The sequence below is a fragment of the Enterobacter pseudoroggenkampii genome (assembly GCF_026420145.1).
In the GTDB taxonomy this organism is placed as follows: domain Bacteria; phylum Pseudomonadota; class Gammaproteobacteria; order Enterobacterales; family Enterobacteriaceae; genus Enterobacter; species Enterobacter pseudoroggenkampii.
In genome coordinates, this window is record NZ_JAPMLV010000001.1 from 2067790 (window position 1) to 2083660 (window position 15871).

Annotated in this window: 15 protein-coding genes; 2 read left to right on the top strand and 13 right to left on the bottom strand. The window is 53.9% G+C overall.

Annotation, left to right across the window (positions count from 1 at the left end; genetic code table 11):
• Positions 1-16: 16 nt before the first annotated feature.
• Positions 17-565 (bottom strand): Csu type fimbrial protein, encoded by a 549-nt coding sequence (locus tag OTG14_RS10150; RefSeq protein ID WP_267215021.1) that lies wholly within the window; start codon positions 563-565, stop codon positions 17-19.
• 12 nt (positions 566-577) lie between these two features.
• Complete coding sequence (locus tag OTG14_RS10155) at positions 578-1150, bottom strand: Csu type fimbrial protein (RefSeq protein WP_032647817.1); 573 nt, start codon at positions 1148-1150, stop codon at positions 578-580.
• Between the two features lie 429 nt (positions 1151-1579).
• Between OTG14_RS10155 and OTG14_RS10160 the strand changes: the two genes are divergently transcribed.
• The gene (locus OTG14_RS10160; RefSeq protein WP_024909671.1) at positions 1580-2845 is read left to right on the top strand and encodes a dicarboxylate/amino acid:cation symporter; all 1266 of its coding nucleotides are present in this window, start codon (positions 1580-1582) and stop codon (positions 2843-2845) included.
• 106 nt (positions 2846-2951) lie between these two features.
• Here OTG14_RS10160 and cheW read toward each other — a convergent pair whose 3' ends face one another.
• The 6 genes from cheW to flhD all read right to left on the bottom strand — a co-directional run bounded on the left by cheW (position 2952) and on the right by flhD (position 8384).
• Complete coding sequence (gene cheW / locus OTG14_RS10165; RefSeq protein ID WP_023312262.1) at positions 2952-3455, bottom strand: chemotaxis protein CheW; 504 nt, start codon at positions 3453-3455, stop codon at positions 2952-2954.
• Positions 3456-3474: 19 nt separating this feature from the next.
• The gene (gene cheA, locus OTG14_RS10170; RefSeq protein ID WP_024909670.1) at positions 3475-5511 is read right to left on the bottom strand and encodes a chemotaxis protein CheA; all 2037 of its coding nucleotides are present in this window, start codon (positions 5509-5511) and stop codon (positions 3475-3477) included.
• 4 nt (positions 5512-5515) lie between these two features.
• Complete coding sequence (gene motB, locus OTG14_RS10175) at positions 5516-6445, bottom strand: flagellar motor protein MotB (protein WP_024909669.1); 930 nt, start codon at positions 6443-6445, stop codon at positions 5516-5518.
• On the bottom strand, positions 6442-7329 hold the full coding sequence (gene motA, locus OTG14_RS10180; protein ID WP_008500417.1) for a flagellar motor stator protein MotA: 888 nt from the start codon (positions 7327-7329) through the stop codon (positions 6442-6444). The genes motB and motA overlap by 4 nt, the downstream gene beginning before the upstream one ends.
• Before the next feature lie 123 nt (positions 7330-7452).
• Positions 7453-8031 (bottom strand): flagellar transcriptional regulator FlhC, encoded by a 579-nt coding sequence (flhC, locus tag OTG14_RS10185; protein ID WP_008500416.1) that lies wholly within the window; start codon positions 8029-8031, stop codon positions 7453-7455.
• Between the two features lie 2 nt (positions 8032-8033).
• Entirely contained in the window at positions 8034-8384 is a 351-nt protein-coding gene (flhD, locus tag OTG14_RS10190) for a flagellar transcriptional regulator FlhD (protein ID WP_023336137.1), read from the bottom strand.
• A gap of 795 nt (positions 8385-9179) precedes the next feature.
• On the opposite strand from flhD, the gene uspC reads away from it, so the two are divergent.
• The gene (gene uspC, locus OTG14_RS10195) at positions 9180-9608 is read left to right on the top strand and encodes a universal stress protein UspC (RefSeq protein ID WP_024909668.1); all 429 of its coding nucleotides are present in this window, start codon (positions 9180-9182) and stop codon (positions 9606-9608) included.
• A 15-nt stretch (positions 9609-9623) separates the two neighbouring features.
• Here the strand turns inward: uspC and otsA are convergent, their stop codons facing one another.
• The 5 genes from otsA to araF form a co-directional block, all read right to left on the bottom strand.
• Entirely contained in the window at positions 9624-11048 is a 1425-nt protein-coding gene (otsA, locus tag OTG14_RS10200) for an alpha,alpha-trehalose-phosphate synthase (protein WP_048992259.1), read from the bottom strand.
• The gene (gene otsB / locus OTG14_RS10205) at positions 11023-11826 is read right to left on the bottom strand and encodes a trehalose-phosphatase (protein WP_024909666.1); all 804 of its coding nucleotides are present in this window, start codon (positions 11824-11826) and stop codon (positions 11023-11025) included. Before otsB ends, otsA begins: the two co-directional genes overlap by 26 nt.
• A gap of 176 nt (positions 11827-12002) precedes the next feature.
• A complete protein-coding gene (araH, locus tag OTG14_RS10210; RefSeq protein ID WP_061714861.1) occupies positions 12003-12989 on the bottom strand; it encodes an L-arabinose ABC transporter permease AraH in 987 nt (328 codons plus the stop codon).
• 14 nt (positions 12990-13003) lie between these two features.
• Positions 13004-14518: an L-arabinose ABC transporter ATP-binding protein AraG gene (gene araG / locus OTG14_RS10215; RefSeq protein WP_048992264.1), complete on the bottom strand. Its 1515-nt coding sequence runs from the start codon at positions 14516-14518 to the stop codon at positions 13004-13006.
• A gap of 71 nt (positions 14519-14589) precedes the next feature.
• Complete coding sequence (gene araF / locus OTG14_RS10220) at positions 14590-15579, bottom strand: arabinose ABC transporter substrate-binding protein AraF (RefSeq protein WP_024909787.1); 990 nt, start codon at positions 15577-15579, stop codon at positions 14590-14592.
• Positions 15580-15871: the final 292 nt, after the last annotated feature.

The window sequence follows — 15871 nt, forward strand, 5'->3', positions numbered from 1 at the left end:
CAACACTCTCCCTTTATTACCATGACAAGGTCACGGTGAGCTGATCGGAATACGTTCCTGCCGGGCTAAATCCGGTCAGTAGCGCCACGCCAAAAAGCGGCAGCGCGATGTTATTGCTGTTGCTATAGGTCACCGGTATCGCCTGGTTGACGCCAATTTCGCTGTTCGCGGCCAGCGAGCTGCTGCTGTAGAGCCGGTACGGCACCAGTTCTGTTCCGCCTGACCGCTTCATCCGGCGGACGGAGGCGTAATTCTGCCCGCCGTTAATGCTCATGCTCAGCGCCACGCCCGGTGTACAGGCGATAGACAACGCCCCGTTTGGCACAAAGCTGGTGCTGACCGGCGCGCTCTCGACGCCGTTATGGGTGCCAAAATCCAGCGTACCGAGAAGCCCTCCGCTACCGGTTGCTACCGCGCATCCCGGTACAATCGTCGCGCTGACCTTAAACGACTGTGATGTCACCGCATTCGCCGCGGGCATCATGAGCAATCCGACGAGCAGCGCGAAAAAAGGCTGCACGCGTCCCTCTGCGCATTTGCGCAGATCTGTGAGAGTTGCCTTCATGGCTATTCGGGACTAATAGGTTACGCTGACGTTAATCGTGTCGGTGTAGGTTCCCGGGACGACCGTCACGCTGTTACCACCGCCGGTAATACGTCCGTAGAGGGTGTAGCTGTCTACCCCTCCGGCCGTTGAGGCGATCGGCAACGCGGCGTTGTTGGCAATCACTGTGTTAAACCCGCTGTCGCTGTACAGGCTGTAAGCCACGCCCTGGGCCGCGTTGGCCGTATTAACCAGATAGCGTTCAGGCGTCCCCGGCGAACCGACAACGGTTCCGGGTGCCGTAGAATGGGTATTACCGGTGATCGCCACCGTATAGCTGGCGGTCGTACATTGAATGGTGAAGGTGTTTCCGCCGCTGGCGCCGCTCAGCTGCGTCGTAAGAGTGGAAAAGGTTGCCGGATGGGTACCGAAATCGAGCGTACCGAAGTTAATGCCGCTTTGCGCGGGCGAACCGTTTATCAGACAGCCGTTTGTCAGCGTCAGCGTCGCGCCGATGGTGCCACTGCTGGTGACGGCCAGCGCCTGATGGGCCGTAGTCGCAGTCAGTAAGGTTCCTGCGCAGATCAAAAGGAGTTTTCTTTTCATTTACCACCCTCCAGAAGACGTCTCCGTTCCCTTGCCACATTTTATTTTTGTCGTTCAAGATGTTAGCCCCGCTTAAGGTTCCTTTGAGGGGGTTATTGAGAATTTAGTTTACGGATATCGCTTCGACCACCCGCCCCTCAACGCATAAGCCATATGTCTTATTGACTTAATTTCCTTATTAATAACAGAGAGTTAAATTTATTTAATCCGCGATTTTATTTTTTCCGGAGAGAATATATCCATTAAAGTGTGATGCAGATCACAATATATCGTCAGGGCAATAACAACAAAATTAATAAAACTTAAAAAGGTGTTGTATCCCCCTACACTTTGCGTCAATTTATGTGCCGAATAATTTCCTGCATCGTAATAAAAAATTTATATGTATCGATGCGGGCTACATCTGAAGCGCATAGAGGGTCTTTTTTCGTGGCAAGTGCAAACAAACTCACACTCTTCATCGTGATATTCATGCTGGCGGGTATTCTTTCAGGGGCAGCAATTCATGAATATGCATCTGCGGATGCCATCACAGCCTGGTCGGATAACATTACCCTTCTGACCGATATTTTCCTCCGTCTGATCAAAATGGTCATTGCACCATTGGTCTTCAGCACGCTCACCGTCGGCATTATGAAGCTGGGCGAAACCTCCACTATTGGCCGCGTTGGCGGTAAAGCGATGGTGTGGTTTATCAGCTCATCCGTACTCTCTATTCTGGTTGGCCTGTTTATCGTCACGCTGGAGCATCCGGGAAGCGGTCTGAACCTGACGATCCCAACCGAAGCGGTGGATACCGGTCTGGCCGTTGGCGGCATGACGCTGAAAGCGTTCCTGTCGCACACCATTCCAACCAGTATCGCAGGGGCGATGTCGAACAATGAGATCCTGCAGATTGTGGTGTTTTCGATGTTCTTCGGCATCGGCGGCGCGTCGCTGGGGCAGAAATTCAACGCGCCGCTGGTGGCCGCGCTGGATGTGGTTTCCCATATCATGCTGAAGGTCACGGGTTACGTGATGTACGTTGCTCCGCTGGCCATTTTTGCGGCGATCTCCTCCGTGATTGCCACGCAGGGTCTGGGCATTCTGCTGAACTACGCCTCCTTTATTGGCGGCTACTATGTTGCCATTCTTCTCACCTGCATGGTGCTGCTGGCCGTGGGTTACATGGTGCTGAAAAAAGAGGTGTTCCGCCTGGTCAGCATGCTGAAAGATCCGGTCCTGGTGGCGTTTACCACCAGCAGCTCTGAAGCCGCCTACCCTAAAACGCTGGAGCAGCTGGAGCGTTTTGGCTGCTCGCGCAACATCGCCTCTTTCGTTCTGCCGATTGGCTACTCCTTCAACCTGGTGGGTTCGATGGTGTACTGCTCTTTCGCTTCGATGTTTATCGCTCAGGCGTACAACATTCACCTGAGCTTCTCGGAAGTGACGGTTCTGATGCTGACGCTGATGCTGGCCTCCAAAGGGATTGCGGGCGTACCGCGTTCATCCCTGGTGGTGCTGGCCGCGACGATCCCAAGCTTTAACATTCCGGTGGCGGGTATTCTGCTGCTGATGGGGATCGACCACTTCCTGGATATGGGCCGTTCCGCAATTAACGTTCTGGGGAATGGTATTGCGACCGCGATGCTGTCGCAGAATGAAGGTGCGCGGGAAGCTGAAGCGGAAGCTGAGCTGGTAAAGCAGGAAGCGTAAGGGTATGAAAAAAGGGTGAGGCCTGATGCCCTCACCCCAACCCTCTCCCACAGGGAGAGGGAGCAAACACAAAAAACGGCAACCTGGGTTGCCGTTTTGCATTTACCTACGCTACGTGACTCGCCGCGATATCCAGCAGCGCCATCTCATCGCTGTTCAGCAGCTTCTCGATGTTCACCAGAATCAGCATACGCTCGCCGAGCGCGCCCAGACCGGTCAGGTATTCGGTCGACAGCGTGACCGCAAACTCCGGCGCTGGGCGAATTTGGTCTGAGGTCAGGGAGAGCACATCAGATACGCCATCGACCACGATACCGACCACGCGCTGCCCCAGGTTCAGAACGATCACCACGGTGTTGTCGTCGTAGTCAACGTCGCCCTGGCTGAACTTCACGCGCAGGTCCACGATTGGCACAATAACGCCACGCAGGTTGGTGACACCTTTAATAAAAGCAGGCGTGTTAGCGATGCGGGTAACCTGGTCGTAACCACGGATTTCCTGCACTTTCAGGATATCGATGCCGTACTCCTCATCGCCTAAAGTGAAGACCAGGAATTCCTGCCCTGATGGCTCGCCCGCCAGTTTCGTTACATTACTCATACCGGTCATGTTATTACCTTCTACTTAATCAGGCGGCTGTGTACGCCACACGTTGTTCACGATTTAATCCCTGAAGCGCCGACACATCGACGATCAGCGCCACGCTACCATCACCCAGAATGGTGGCGGCAGAAATACCCGGCACTTTGCGGTAGTTACTTTCGAGGTTCTTCACCACCACCTGGTGCTGGCCAATCAGCTGATCAACCAGCAGCGCGTAGCGGCGGCCCGCGCTTTGCAGGATCACAACGATACCCTGCGTGGCCTCAGTCTTCGCCCCGTCTACCTCGAACACTTTCCACAGTTCCACCAGCGGCAGGTACTCACCACGCACTTCAAGAACGCGCTCGCCACCCGCCAGCGGATGCAGATCTTCTTCGCGCGGCTGCAGGGATTCCATCACGGCGTTCAGCGGCAGGATAAAGACTTCGTCCGCCACTTTGACTGACATGCCGTCGAGGATCGCCAGCGTCAGCGGCAGAAGAATGCGAATGGTAGTGCCGGAACCCTGTTTAGACTGGATCTCAACGTGGCCCCCCATCTCCTGGATGTTACGTTTCACCACGTCCATGCCTACGCCGCGTCCGGAGACGTCGGTCACCTGCTCTGCGGTAGAGAAGCCCGGTGCGAAGATCAGCATGCCCACTTCTTCGTCGGTCATGTTTTCATTGACCGCCATCCCCTGCGAAATTGCTTTTGCCAGGATGCGCTCGCGATTCAGACCGGCGCCGTCATCGGTCACTTCGATGCAGATGTTCCCGCCCTGATGTTCCGCAGAGAGGATCAGGTTGCCGACCGGGGATTTTCCGGCGGCAATGCGGTTTTCCGGCAGTTCGATACCGTGGTCGAGACTGTTACGCACCAGGTGCGTTAACGGATCGATGATGCGCTCGATCAGGCTCTTATCCAGTTCGGTTGAGCTGCCCATCAGGGTCAGTTCAATCTGTTTATTCAGCTTGCTGGCAAGGTCGCGCACCAGACGCGGGAAGCGGCTGAAAACATATTCCATCGGCATCATACGGATGGACATGACCGATTCCTGCAGGTCACGGGCGTTACGCTGCAGCTGGCCCATGCTGGTGATCAGATCGCCATGGGTGACCGGGTCGAGTTCGTTTGAACGTTGCGCCAGCATCGACTGGGTGATCACCAGTTCGCCCACCAGGTTAATCAACTGGTCAACCTTCTCAACGGCAACGCGGATACTGGTTGACTCGCTGGAGCGCGCGGCAGGTTTTTCACCACGGCCAGGCGCAGCGGCCTCTTTTGGTACTGCCTTCAGCGCCGGGGCCGCAGGCGTCACAGCCGGTGCCGCGGCCTGAGCGACAACAGCCACCTCTTCCGCAGCCGCAGGGGCGTCAACCGCAGCCGTTTCGGTTTCGAAAGCGATCTGGTCAGCTTCAATCACAAAGCACAGCACCGCCACGATATCGTCCTGGCCAATCCCGTCATCAAGCGTCGCGGCCAGGCTGTCTTTGCCTTTTACCACGTTGCTTAATTTCGCCAGGTTACCCAGCTCTTCTTCCAGCAGGTTAACTTCGTTCTCTTTCAGGCGCGACAGCACAACGCGCAGTTTGCCCGCCTGCGCAGCGGCTGGCGCGGCCTCGTCGGCAGCAACCGCATCGACAACGCTCAGTTTCGCGGCCGGAACAACCGCTGCGGCAACCTCACCTTTTGCTTCCAGCGCGAGCTGGCGCAGCGCATTGCAGATGTATTCAAAGCTGGCGGCATCAGGCTCTGCCGAACTTTTATAGGCGTCGAGCTGTTCCTGCATAATATCTTTGGTTTCCAAAAACAGGTTGATAATGTCGGTATTGAGCTGCATCTCACCGCGTCGTGCTTCATCAAGCAGGTTTTCCATTAAATGGGTCGTTTCCTGCAGGATGGTAAATCCAAACGTTCCGGCTCCGCCTTTAATAGAGTGCGCCGCACGGAAGATGGCATTGAGCTGCTCGGAGTCCGGTGCTTCGGGCACCAGGTCGAGCAAGTGTTGTTCCATATCGGCCAACAATTCGTCGGCTTCATCAAAGAATGTCTGGTAAAAATCGCTAATATCCATGCTCACGCTATCACCTCGGATTGGCTGGTGGCGATGTTGGAACGGCAGCCGAAGGAACGGCCCCAGGCTGTTTTAAATCGTCCAGTGACTCATTCTGACTTTCGGCGTTTTCATGCAGGATGGCCTGCTCCGCCTGCTGGTTCAGCACTAAAAGACTGATACGACGGTTGATGGCATCATCCGGCCCGCGGTCGGAAACGCGCATGGTTGCGGCCATGCCGACTACGCGCAGTACCTTGCCATCATCAAGCCCACCTGCCACCAGCTCGCGACGCGAGGCGTTGGCACGATCGGCAGAAAGCTCCCAGTTGCTGTATCCCTTCTCCCCATTGGCGTACGGGAAATCATCCGTGTGTCCTGACAGGCTGATTCGGTTAGGAATGCCGTTCAGCACCGGTGCAATACCGCGCAGAATGTCGCGCATGTACGGTTCGACTTCCGCACTCCCGGTTTTAAACATTGGGCGGTTCTGGCTGTCGATAATCTGAATACGTAGCCCTTCCTGCACCAGGTCGATCTTCAGGTGCGGGCGCAGCGCGCGCAGCTTCGGATCCGCCTCAATCAGCTGATCGAGATCGCCACGCAGTTTCTTCAGACGCGCCTGCTCCATCTTTCTTTTCAGCTCGTCGATGTTCGGCTCTTTTTTCACTTCACCCTTCTGCTGGGTGTAATCATCGCCGCCGCCCGGGATCGGGCTTTCGCTGTTAGAAATACGCGGCCCACCGGCCACCGCCGTTGCCAGCGGTGTGCGGAAATATTCGGCAATCTGGATCAGTTCTTTTGGGCTGGAGATGGAGATCAGCCACATCACCAGAAAGAACGCCATCATTGCTGTCATAAAGTCGGCGTATGCAATTTTCCACGAGCCGTGTGCGCCATGCCCGCCGCCCTTGTGCTTGCGTTTTTTTACGATGACGATCGGATGGGACTGGTTTTTCATGCGTCCTCAGTTGTCGTCTGTTGGTTTGGGTTTTTCACCGCACGCACGTGTTCTTCAAGCTCGATAAACGACGGACGCTCGCTGGAGTAAAGCGTTTTACGGCCAAACTCAACCGCGATCGGTGGCGCGTAACCGTTGAGGTTAGAGAGCAGAGTGATCTTCACGCACTGCATCATTTTGGTGGTTTCCGCGCTCTTCTGGCGCAGAACGCTTGCCAGCGGAGAGATGAAGCCGTACGCCAGCAAAATACCGAGGAAAGTCCCCACCATCGCATGGGCAATCAGCGCACCGAGCTCGGCTGCCGGACGGTCTGCCGAGGCCAGAGCGTGAACCACCCCCATTACCGCAGCAACGATACCGAATGCCGGAAGCGAGTCGCCGACCAGCGCCAGGCTGTTGGCCGGCACTTCAGATTCGCTTTCGTGAGTTTCGATCTCTTCGTCCATCAGCGCTTCGATTTCGAAGGTATTCATGTTGCCGCTGATGATGAGTCGCAGATAGTCGACGATGAAGTCCAGCATCATGGCGTCAGCAAGAATGCGCGGATAGCTGGCAAAAATTTCGCTCTCTTTCGGGTTTTCAATATCCCGTTCAAGCGAGAACATCCCCTGCTGACGCGACTTCGCCATCAGGCGATAGAGCAGTGCCAGCAGATCCATATACATGCTTTTGGTGTATTTCGAGCGACGGAACAGCAACGGAATTGCTTTCAGCGTGCCCTTGATCGATTTACCGTTGTTGCCAACGATAAAAGCCCCTACCCCTGCACCGCCGATGATAATAAGTTCAGCCGGTTGATAGAGTGCTCCAAGGTGCCCGCCGGTCATCATGTAACCGCCGAAAACTGTACCGAGAACTACCAGGTAACCTAATAAGATAAGCACGACATCATCCTTCCGCTAGTGACTATGGCAAGGACGTCCAGCTCGCAGCGTTTACCGTTTGCGGGGTAAAAAAAAGCAGCGGTAATTGCTTACCGCTGCTGGAATCTTTCCCACACGTTCGGGTTAAACAGCTTGTTCGATCTGTTCATCCAGCAGTTGTGGAATAATATCGGCAGCATCCCGGGAAAGTTTACGTCTTTTTACTGCGCGGGATGGAGGCTGACATAAACTACAGGCGAAGCTGCCTGCAGGCTGATGAGCGTGGGTAATAAAATTGCCGTTGCAGCAGTTGCAGCGCGACAGCTCAAGCATTCCGCTCTCAACAAAACGCACCAGCGTCCATGCGCGGGTCAGAGCCAGCAGAGGGCCTTCTTCCTGCTGTGGGCATTGTTCAAGGTAAAGTTTGTACGCTTTGATCACGGCGTCAACGCCGCTACACAAACCAGTTTTGAGAAGATACTGCCAGGCATTACAGAACATGGAAGCGTGAATATTCTGCTCCCACGTCATAAACCAGTCGGTAGAAAACGGCAGCATGCCTTTCGGCGGGGGACTACCACGTAACTCTTTGTACAGCTTGATGAGACGGCCACGGCTCAACTGAGTCTCGCTTTCCAGCATTTGTAAACGAGCACCCAGTGTAATCAGCTCCATGGCCAACTGTATGTCACGCGCTTCCTGAACAATGCTTTTCTCGCTCATTGCTAGGCCCTTTTCTTACGGGCTGCGTCATCAGGCTGGCTGATTTCGTTAAGCAAGCGAGTGGAGAGAAGAATACCGGTATGGATCTGTTGAAGATCGTCCACACGGGAATCCTGCGTCAGACGCGTTATTGTCTGCGAATCATCGAAACGGAACTGGCAAACCAGTTGATTCGTTTCAGCCAGTTTAACCATCTGCGGGAGGGTTAAACCGCCCAGCATGGTTGCCATCTCTTCGTTAATACCCAGACGAAACATCGCGGACGCCTTGTCCTGACTAATCAAACGCTGCGCGAGCAGTAAATACGACAAATTAATGTCATAGATATGTTTTAGCAACTCGGATGTATGCATTGTTCCCATCCCGAATAACCAACTATTATTTTTATGCGGAAAGACCGCACCCCGTGATGTCGCCGGGAAATCACCCGGTATAAAAAAGAAAAGGCTAAATGCATAGTTGAATTTAGGTTTGTATTCACTGAAACGCGTAAGAGAGAAACCGCGAATGCGTCTCTTACATGTTTTATCATTTCTTACAAATAACTAAGATTTTTCCTAATTCGACGCAAACTCTACTCGTCAGTTTTGTCACATACAATCCAGCCACCCTCAAATTTAAAAAAAATGTGATCCACGTCACACAATTTAAGTGAATATGACCCATAAATCCATCAGTATGACTTGTAATTTGTTTGTTTTTTAACCAATCAGTACTGTTTTGTATTCTTAATTGACGAATACTCATGCAGACGGGCGATCCGAACTGGCATGCAACGTGCTTCTACCCCCGTAAGCGCTACGCTGAAACATTTACAACAAACCCCTCTCCGGGAAACATTTTTCTTACCGTGAAAAAACATATAGTTATGCAGGTAGCACAAAAAAGATGTTTCAGGACGTGATCATTCGAAATGAGTTTGTAACGCGCTAAAACGATTTAACAGTTAAAGCGTGAATTTGTGTGATTTACGTTAAGTTGTTAATTTTTTTCATTTAGGCGCATTTTTCAGTTATTCTTCTTATAAGAATAATTAATGAATAATTATGATAAGCTTCACACTAATGTCGTAATCAGCTCTTGCAGAACCAGGGAATTCGCGGTAAAGGTGATCAAACGCTGTCTGACAGACACCTAAGGAGTGCGCCATGAGTTACTCCCATCTTCTTGTTTCCGTTGCAGTTTCTCCAGAAAGTCATCAACTCGTCGCCCGGGCCGTTTCCATTGCCAGACCCCACAATGCCCGCATCAGCCTCATCACGCTCGCCGCAGAGCCAGAGATGTACAATCAGCTGGCCGCCCCCATGCTGGAGGATATTCGTGAGGTCCTTCAGGAAGAAACGCAGCAATTTCTGCGCGAACTGGTGGAAAAGGCACAATATCCGGTTTATGAGACAATTATTGCGACCGGTGAACTTAACGCCCATATTCTCGACATGTGTCGTAAACAACATATTGATTTAGTGATTTGCGGGAATCATAACCACAGCTTTTTATCGCGCGCAGCCTGTGCGGCGAAATCCATAGTCGCATCGAGCCAGGTTGATGTGCTGTTAGTGCCACTTGGGGGGAGTTAACCCCCAAGTGGAAAATCAGGCGAGTTTAGGGAAGGTCGCGATCTTTTTTTGCAGATCGCCTTCATGACTTTGCGGGGTGATATCCCGGAGATCCTGAATAAAACGTGCCTGCCAGTGGTTAATGTCGTTCTTACGGATCGTCTCCATCATATCAGCATGACGGGAAATACGTTCCGTGAGCGGCATAGTCAGGGCACGATTCAGCGCGTTTGCCACGTCGTCCCTGTCATAAGGGTTAACGATAAGCGCCGACGTGAGCTCATTTGCGGCACCGGCAAACTGGGAGAGCACCAGAACACCCGGGTCGTCAGGATCCTGGGCCGCCACATACTCTTTCGCGACGAGGTTCATCCCGTCGCGCAGCGGCGTAACCAGGCCAACATCCGCATAGCGGAAGACCTTCATCAGGATCTTACGGTCAAAGTGCTGATTCAGGTAAAACAGCGGCGTCCAGCCCAGCTGCCCGTAGCGGCCATTAATGCGCCCTGCTTCTGTCTCCAGCTGATGGCGAATGTCCTGATAGGCCTGAACCTCACCGCGCGACGTCGGCGCGATCTGGGTATAACGGATTTTACCGTGATGCTGCGGATATTTATCCAGCAGCGTTTCATACGCCAGGAAGCGTTCCGGCAGCCCTTTGGAATAATCAAGACGCTCAACCGAGAAGATATTTTTCACGTGTTTGAGTTCATTCTTAAGCTGCGCCAGCTTCGGCGGCAGCGGGCCGGAAGCCTGCTCCGCGATTTCGTCAGGTTCAATCCCAATTGGATACACTTCAGTGTGGAACGTTTTCCCCCACGCCGTATGGGTTTTCCCGCCTTTGGTCACCAGGCGCGCTTTACCTGACACGGAGTCAAGGAATGCGAGGCGGTCATTTTCGGTCTGGAAGCCCAGCAAATCGTAATCACACAGCGCCTCCAGCAGCTCTTCATGCGGCGGGAGCGCGGTAAAAATTTCCGGCGTCGGGAACGGGATGTGCAGGAAGAAGCCAATCCGGTTATTTACCCCTCTTTTTCGCAGCTCTCTGGCGAAGGGCAACAGATGATAATCGTGGATCCATAAAATATCGTCTTCTTCGATTAATGGCAGCAGTTTATCCGCCAGCAGCGCATTCACGCGCGAGTAGCCTTCGAAGGATTCACGCTGGAATTTGACCAGGTCAAGACGATAGTGAAACGCGGGCCACAGGACGGCATTCGAGAACTGCGAGTAATACTCGTCGTAGTCTTTCTCTTTCAATGCAAATGAAGCCCACGTAATGTTTCCGCGCGTAACCTTTTTGAGCGGTTTCTCTTCTTCACTGATTTCCCCACTCCAGCCAAACCACAGCCCGCCAGCGGCTTTTAAGGCACCTAATACCCCTACCGCCAGGCCACCCGCACTGGCTTTTTTATCGTCAGGCGGTGCGATTCGGTTAGAGACGACGACTAAGCGACCCATAATGGTTTCCCCCTTTGCTTTGCGCTATTTGTTGTTGTTGCTGGTTAGCGATGTCAGATATCCACTGCCAGACGCTGGCGACATCCGCCAGTCGCCATTCGGCAACAGTGTCACCAGGCCCCACCTTGACGGCGATCCCTCCGGCCTGATTCACCACGCGAAACCCGGCCTCGTCGGTCAGGTCATCCCCAATGAAAACGGGCGTTCGCCCTTTGAAAGGCGGCGACGCCATAAACGCGGCGATGGCCGCGCCTTTATTAATCCCTTTCGGTTTTAACTCAACCACGCATTTGCCGGGCTGCAACGCCAGCTGCGGATGCGCATCTGCCACCCTCTGAGCAAGCGCAAGTACGGCCTCCTCATGCTGCGGTGCCTGACGATAATGCAGGGCAAAGGCCATGCCTTTGGCTTCCAGCTCGGTGCCAGGCAGCGCTTCCAGCGCGTCAGAAAGTTGCTTATGGAGCGTTTGCGTGAGTGCGTCGGGGAGTGAAACGATATGCGTTTGATCATGGATGTCGCGGCGCTCCGCTCCGTGTACACCGGCCAGCGGAAAGTGGTATGGACTGGCGAGCAGATCCAGCTCGGCCATTGAGCGCCCTGATATCAATGCCAGTGCTCCCTCATTCATGAGCGAGAGCTGATGCAAATCCTGTAACACCGCCTCCGGAATAGACACCTGATCGGGGTGCGGTTTTATCCCGGCGAGCGTGCCGTCGAGATCAAAAAAGAAAGCATAGTGTCCGGGCAGTACAGGCGGTGCGGTTAACGTGTCAGCCACCCTTTTCCTCCTTACGGTTTACGAGAGGTAAACGCCTTTACCTCTTTCATAGCCATGTAAGTATAGACAGTGTGACGTGGCTCGCCATTTGACAACCGCCCCGCCAGTATTACTGGCGGGGCGGTTAAGAGGTCAACTAAGGTTATAAGTTGAGCAATAAAAGAGGTGCAAAACGGTTACACGGTACGCTTCGCTTTTTGCTTGTAACGGTCGAAAATCACCGCTGCCAGCAGGATCAGACCACGTACCACGTACTGCGAAAACGGCGAAATATTCAGCAGGTTCATGGCGTTCTCCACCGTCCCTAAAATCAGGATACCGGCCACCACATATGAGATTTTTCCGATGCCACCCTTGAGGGAAACGCCCCCTAACACGCAGGCCGAAATGACGATCAGCTCGTAACCGATAGAGGTCATCGGCTGGCCGCTGGTCATACGCGACGCCAGAATAATCCCCGCTGCGGCAGAAACCAGCCCAGAGAGCACAAAGATAATAATCTTGGTGCGTACTACCGGCACCCCAGCCAGACGGGCGGCCTCTTCATTACCGCCAATCGCCAGCGTATTACGGCCAAAGGTGGTCCGGTTAAGCAGGAAGCCGAACAGGATCAGGCAGGCCACCGTCAGCCATATAGGCGCAGGCAGACCCAGCCAGTTGGCATAACCCAGCGTGAAGAAGCGCTCGTCTTCAATCCCCACCGCTTTACCGTCGGAGATGATATAGGCCAGCCCGCGGACAATTTGCATCGTCGCAAGCGTGGTGATCAGGGCGTTAATCTTCAGGCGCGCGATAACAAAACCGTTCACCAGACCGCTGATGACGCCGAGTAACAGACCGGCTAAGACGCCAATCCACAGGCTCTCCGTCATGTTGATCACCACGGCCGTCGTGACGCCCGCACAGGCAATCACCGACGCCACCGACAGGTCAAAATCGCCGGAGGCCAGGCAGAACAGCATCCCGCAGGCCACCATCCCGGACATGGAAATGGCCAGCCCCAGCCCCTTCATATTAATGAAGGTGGCAAAATTAGGGACAAAGATCGCGCAGGCAAGGAACAGTGCGGCAAAAACCACCAGCATGCCGTACTGATCCCAGATACGTCCAATACTCAGCGCCGACTTCGGCTTCGGCACTCCGGATGTAGTAACAGAGGACATCATTAACTCCTTACTCAGGCGACAGCCTGGCTAACTTTAGGCATGGCGAGGTTCAACGCCTGTTGTTCATTCGCCTGTTCATGAAGTAATTCGCCGGCAATTTCGCCTTCACGCATCACCACAATGCGGTCGGCCACGCCAAGCACCTCCGGCAGATCGCTGGAGGCGAAGAGCACCGCCACGCCGCGTTTTGCCAGCTCATAGATCACGTTATAGATTTCGTGTTTTGCCCCCACATCGATACCGCGCGTCGGCTCGTCCAGCAAAATGACCTTCATATCTTCTGACAGCCAGCGGCCTAAAATTGCCTTCTGCTGGTTTCCGCCTGACAGATTCATGATCAGCTGTTCCGGACCCGGCGTTTTGATATTCAGCGAGCGAATATGGTGGTCGGCGTTACTCGACTCCCAGCTATCGTTTATCAGGCAACCGGCGCGAATAAACTTACGACGGGCAGAAATATTGATGTTGTCGCGCACCGAGTGCACCGGAATGATCCCCTCGGCTTTCCGGTCTTCCGGGCAGAGCATCATCCCCGCCCCGATCGCGTGGGCCGGTTTCTGGATATCTACCCGTTCGCCGTCAATAGAAACCTGACCATCGGTAATACGGGTACCGCCGAACAGACCTTTCATCAATTCGCTGCGCCCCGCCCCCACCAGACCAAACAGGCCGACGATTTCACCGCTGCGTACGGATAACGAAATCGGTGTTCTGACGCCCGGCGCTTTGACGTTATCCAGGCGCAGGCGTTCCGGGCCGTACGGGCGCGGTTGCCAGTGATAAATATCGCCCAGATCGCGTCCGACCATCGCCTGAACCAGCTGGTCATGGTTCACCTGCGCCATGTCGGTAAAGGTGCGCACATAGCGTCCATCTTTAAAGACGGTGATGGCGTCGCTCAGGGCAAAAATCTCTTCCATACGGTGCGAGACATACAAAATCGTGCGGCCTTCCTGACGCAATTCGCGGATCACGCGGAACAGATTTTCGATTTCACGCTTAGAGAGCGAACTGGTAGGTTCGTCGAAGGCAATAATTCTGGCGTTACGCGCCAGCGCCTTGGCAATTTCAACCATCTGCCACTGGCCGATGGAGAGGTATTTCAGCGGCGTCTGGGGATCGACGTCCAGGCCCAGATGCTTAAGCTGCAGCCCCGCTTCATAATTAAGTAGCGAACGATTTACCACGCCGCCTTTGTGCGGGAGCTGTCCCAAATAGATGTTTTCCGCCACGGTCATCTCAGGAATGAGGTGCAGCTCCTGGTAGATGATCGCCACCCCGGCATTGAGCGCCGCCGTGGTATCGGCAAACGCCACCTCTTCACCGCGTATGGCCAGCGAGCCGGTAGTGGGCGCGTAGTTACCGCTGAGGATCTTCAACAGCGTGGATTTTCCCGCACCGTTTTCCCCCATCAGGGCGTGAACCTGGCCGGCATAGCAGTCGAAGCTGATATCGGTCAGCGCGTTAACACCGGGGAAAGTTTTCCCGATGCCGCGAAAAGAGAGATACGGATCAGACTGTCGCATAACGTCTCCGTGATTCCTGTAGTGTGTACGTCTGGCCCCTCACGAAGGATGAGGGGCACAATCACCGCGTATTACTTACCGCCCAGTCCTTTTTTCGCCAGCTCCTCTTTGAAGTTGTCGCGGGTAATCAGCACCACGTCGGTCACTTCGGTAAATTTCGGCGGCTCAGCCCCTTTGGTGACCCAGTTGTAGAGCATCTCACTGGATTTATAGCCGTGAACGTCCGGGCTTGGCAGCAGAGAACCGTAGAAGCCGGTAGCCTGCGCTTTGGACAGCTCGCTGACGGCGTCAACGCCGTTGATGCCAATCCCGATCACGTCAGGCGCTTTAAAGCCCTGGCCTTCCGTCGCGCGTACCCCACCCAGCACGGTGTTGTCGTTCATGCCGACCACCAGCCAGTGTTTGACCTCCGGATGCTGAACCAGCATAGAGTTCGCGGCGTCGAAAGCGCCCGGGATATCGTTAGATTTGGTAGGGACTTTGTAGATCTGTTTTTCCGGGAAACCGGCCGCTTTCAGCGCGTCCATTGAACCGGAAGTACGGCGACGTGCGGTGTCCAGCTCGTCTGCGGTAATGGCCATCACCGCAGTCTCTTTGACATCCCAGCCGCGCTTTTGCATCTCTTTATAGAGTTCCTGCCCCTGGCGTTCGCCAATTTTGGTCGCCGCCATCATCACCAGCGGGACGCTATCCATCGGCTTGCCTTTGGCGTTAACGAACTGATCGTCAACCGCGATGACCTTCATATCGTAACCGCGCGCTTTCGCCGCGATGGCCGAACCGAGCTTTGGATCCGGAGTACAGATAACGAAACCTTTCGCACCGCTGGCCGCCAGGCTGTCGATGGCGTTCAGGGTTTTCTCACCGTCAGGCACGGCGATTTTAATCACTTCAAAACCTAAATCTTTCCCGGCTTTATCGGCGAATTTCCACTCAGTCTGGAACCAGGGCTCTTCGGGCTGTTTTACCAAAAAACCGAGTTTTAAATTCTCAGCGATAGCGGATTGTGACATAACGGCAGCCAGACCGATGGCCGCCAGCGCTTTAGTAAATTTGTGCATGGTAAACTCCAGCTTTAGCATTCTTTTCTGTAGGGAATATGTGCGTGCTTCTTATTTAATCGGACTTAAAACAAGGCATTAGCGCTTACCTCGTCATAAGCGTTATTGCTGGTGATAGTTTTAGCGGGAAATTAATCATCCATAAGAGAGCCCCATCACACCGCAGAATTACAGTAATTGCGTACATAAATTCAGCGAAAAATGACATAAAAAAGGCAGGATTTGTCAGACAAATGAAAGTGGGTTAAGCAGAATTATCCATAAGATTAGCTAAGAAATCCCTGATACCCCT

What these genes read in the sequence shown, in the direction of transcription:
- cheW (WP_023312262.1), bottom strand. Translation starts at nt 3,455, where the DNA reads ATGACCGGTATGAGTAATGTAACGAAACTGGCGGGCGAGCCATCAGGG.
- OTG14_RS10150 (WP_267215021.1), bottom strand. Translation starts at nt 565, where the DNA reads ATGAAGGCAACTCTCACAGATCTGCGCAAATGCGCAGAGGGACGCGTG.
- OTG14_RS10155 (WP_032647817.1), bottom strand. Translation starts at nt 1,150, where the DNA reads ATGAAAAGAAAACTCCTTTTGATCTGCGCAGGAACCTTACTGACTGCG.
- araF (WP_024909787.1), bottom strand. Translation starts at nt 15,579, where the DNA reads ATGCACAAATTTACTAAAGCGCTGGCGGCCATCGGTCTGGCTGCCGTT.
- uspC (WP_024909668.1), top strand. Translation starts at nt 9,180, where the DNA reads ATGAGTTACTCCCATCTTCTTGTTTCCGTTGCAGTTTCTCCAGAAAGT.
- araH (WP_061714861.1), bottom strand. Translation starts at nt 12,989, where the DNA reads ATGTCCTCTGTTACTACATCCGGAGTGCCGAAGCCGAAGTCGGCGCTG.
- araG (WP_048992264.1), bottom strand. Translation starts at nt 14,518, where the DNA reads ATGCGACAGTCTGATCCGTATCTCTCTTTTCGCGGCATCGGGAAAACT.
- flhC (WP_008500416.1), bottom strand. Translation starts at nt 8,031, where the DNA reads ATGAGCGAGAAAAGCATTGTTCAGGAAGCGCGTGACATACAGTTGGCC.
- motB (WP_024909669.1), bottom strand. Translation starts at nt 6,445, where the DNA reads ATGAAAAACCAGTCCCATCCGATCGTCATCGTAAAAAAACGCAAGCAC.
- otsA (WP_048992259.1), bottom strand. Translation starts at nt 11,048, where the DNA reads ATGGGTCGCTTAGTCGTCGTCTCTAACCGAATCGCACCGCCTGACGAT.
- flhD (WP_023336137.1), bottom strand. Translation starts at nt 8,384, where the DNA reads ATGCATACATCCGAGTTGCTAAAACATATCTATGACATTAATTTGTCG.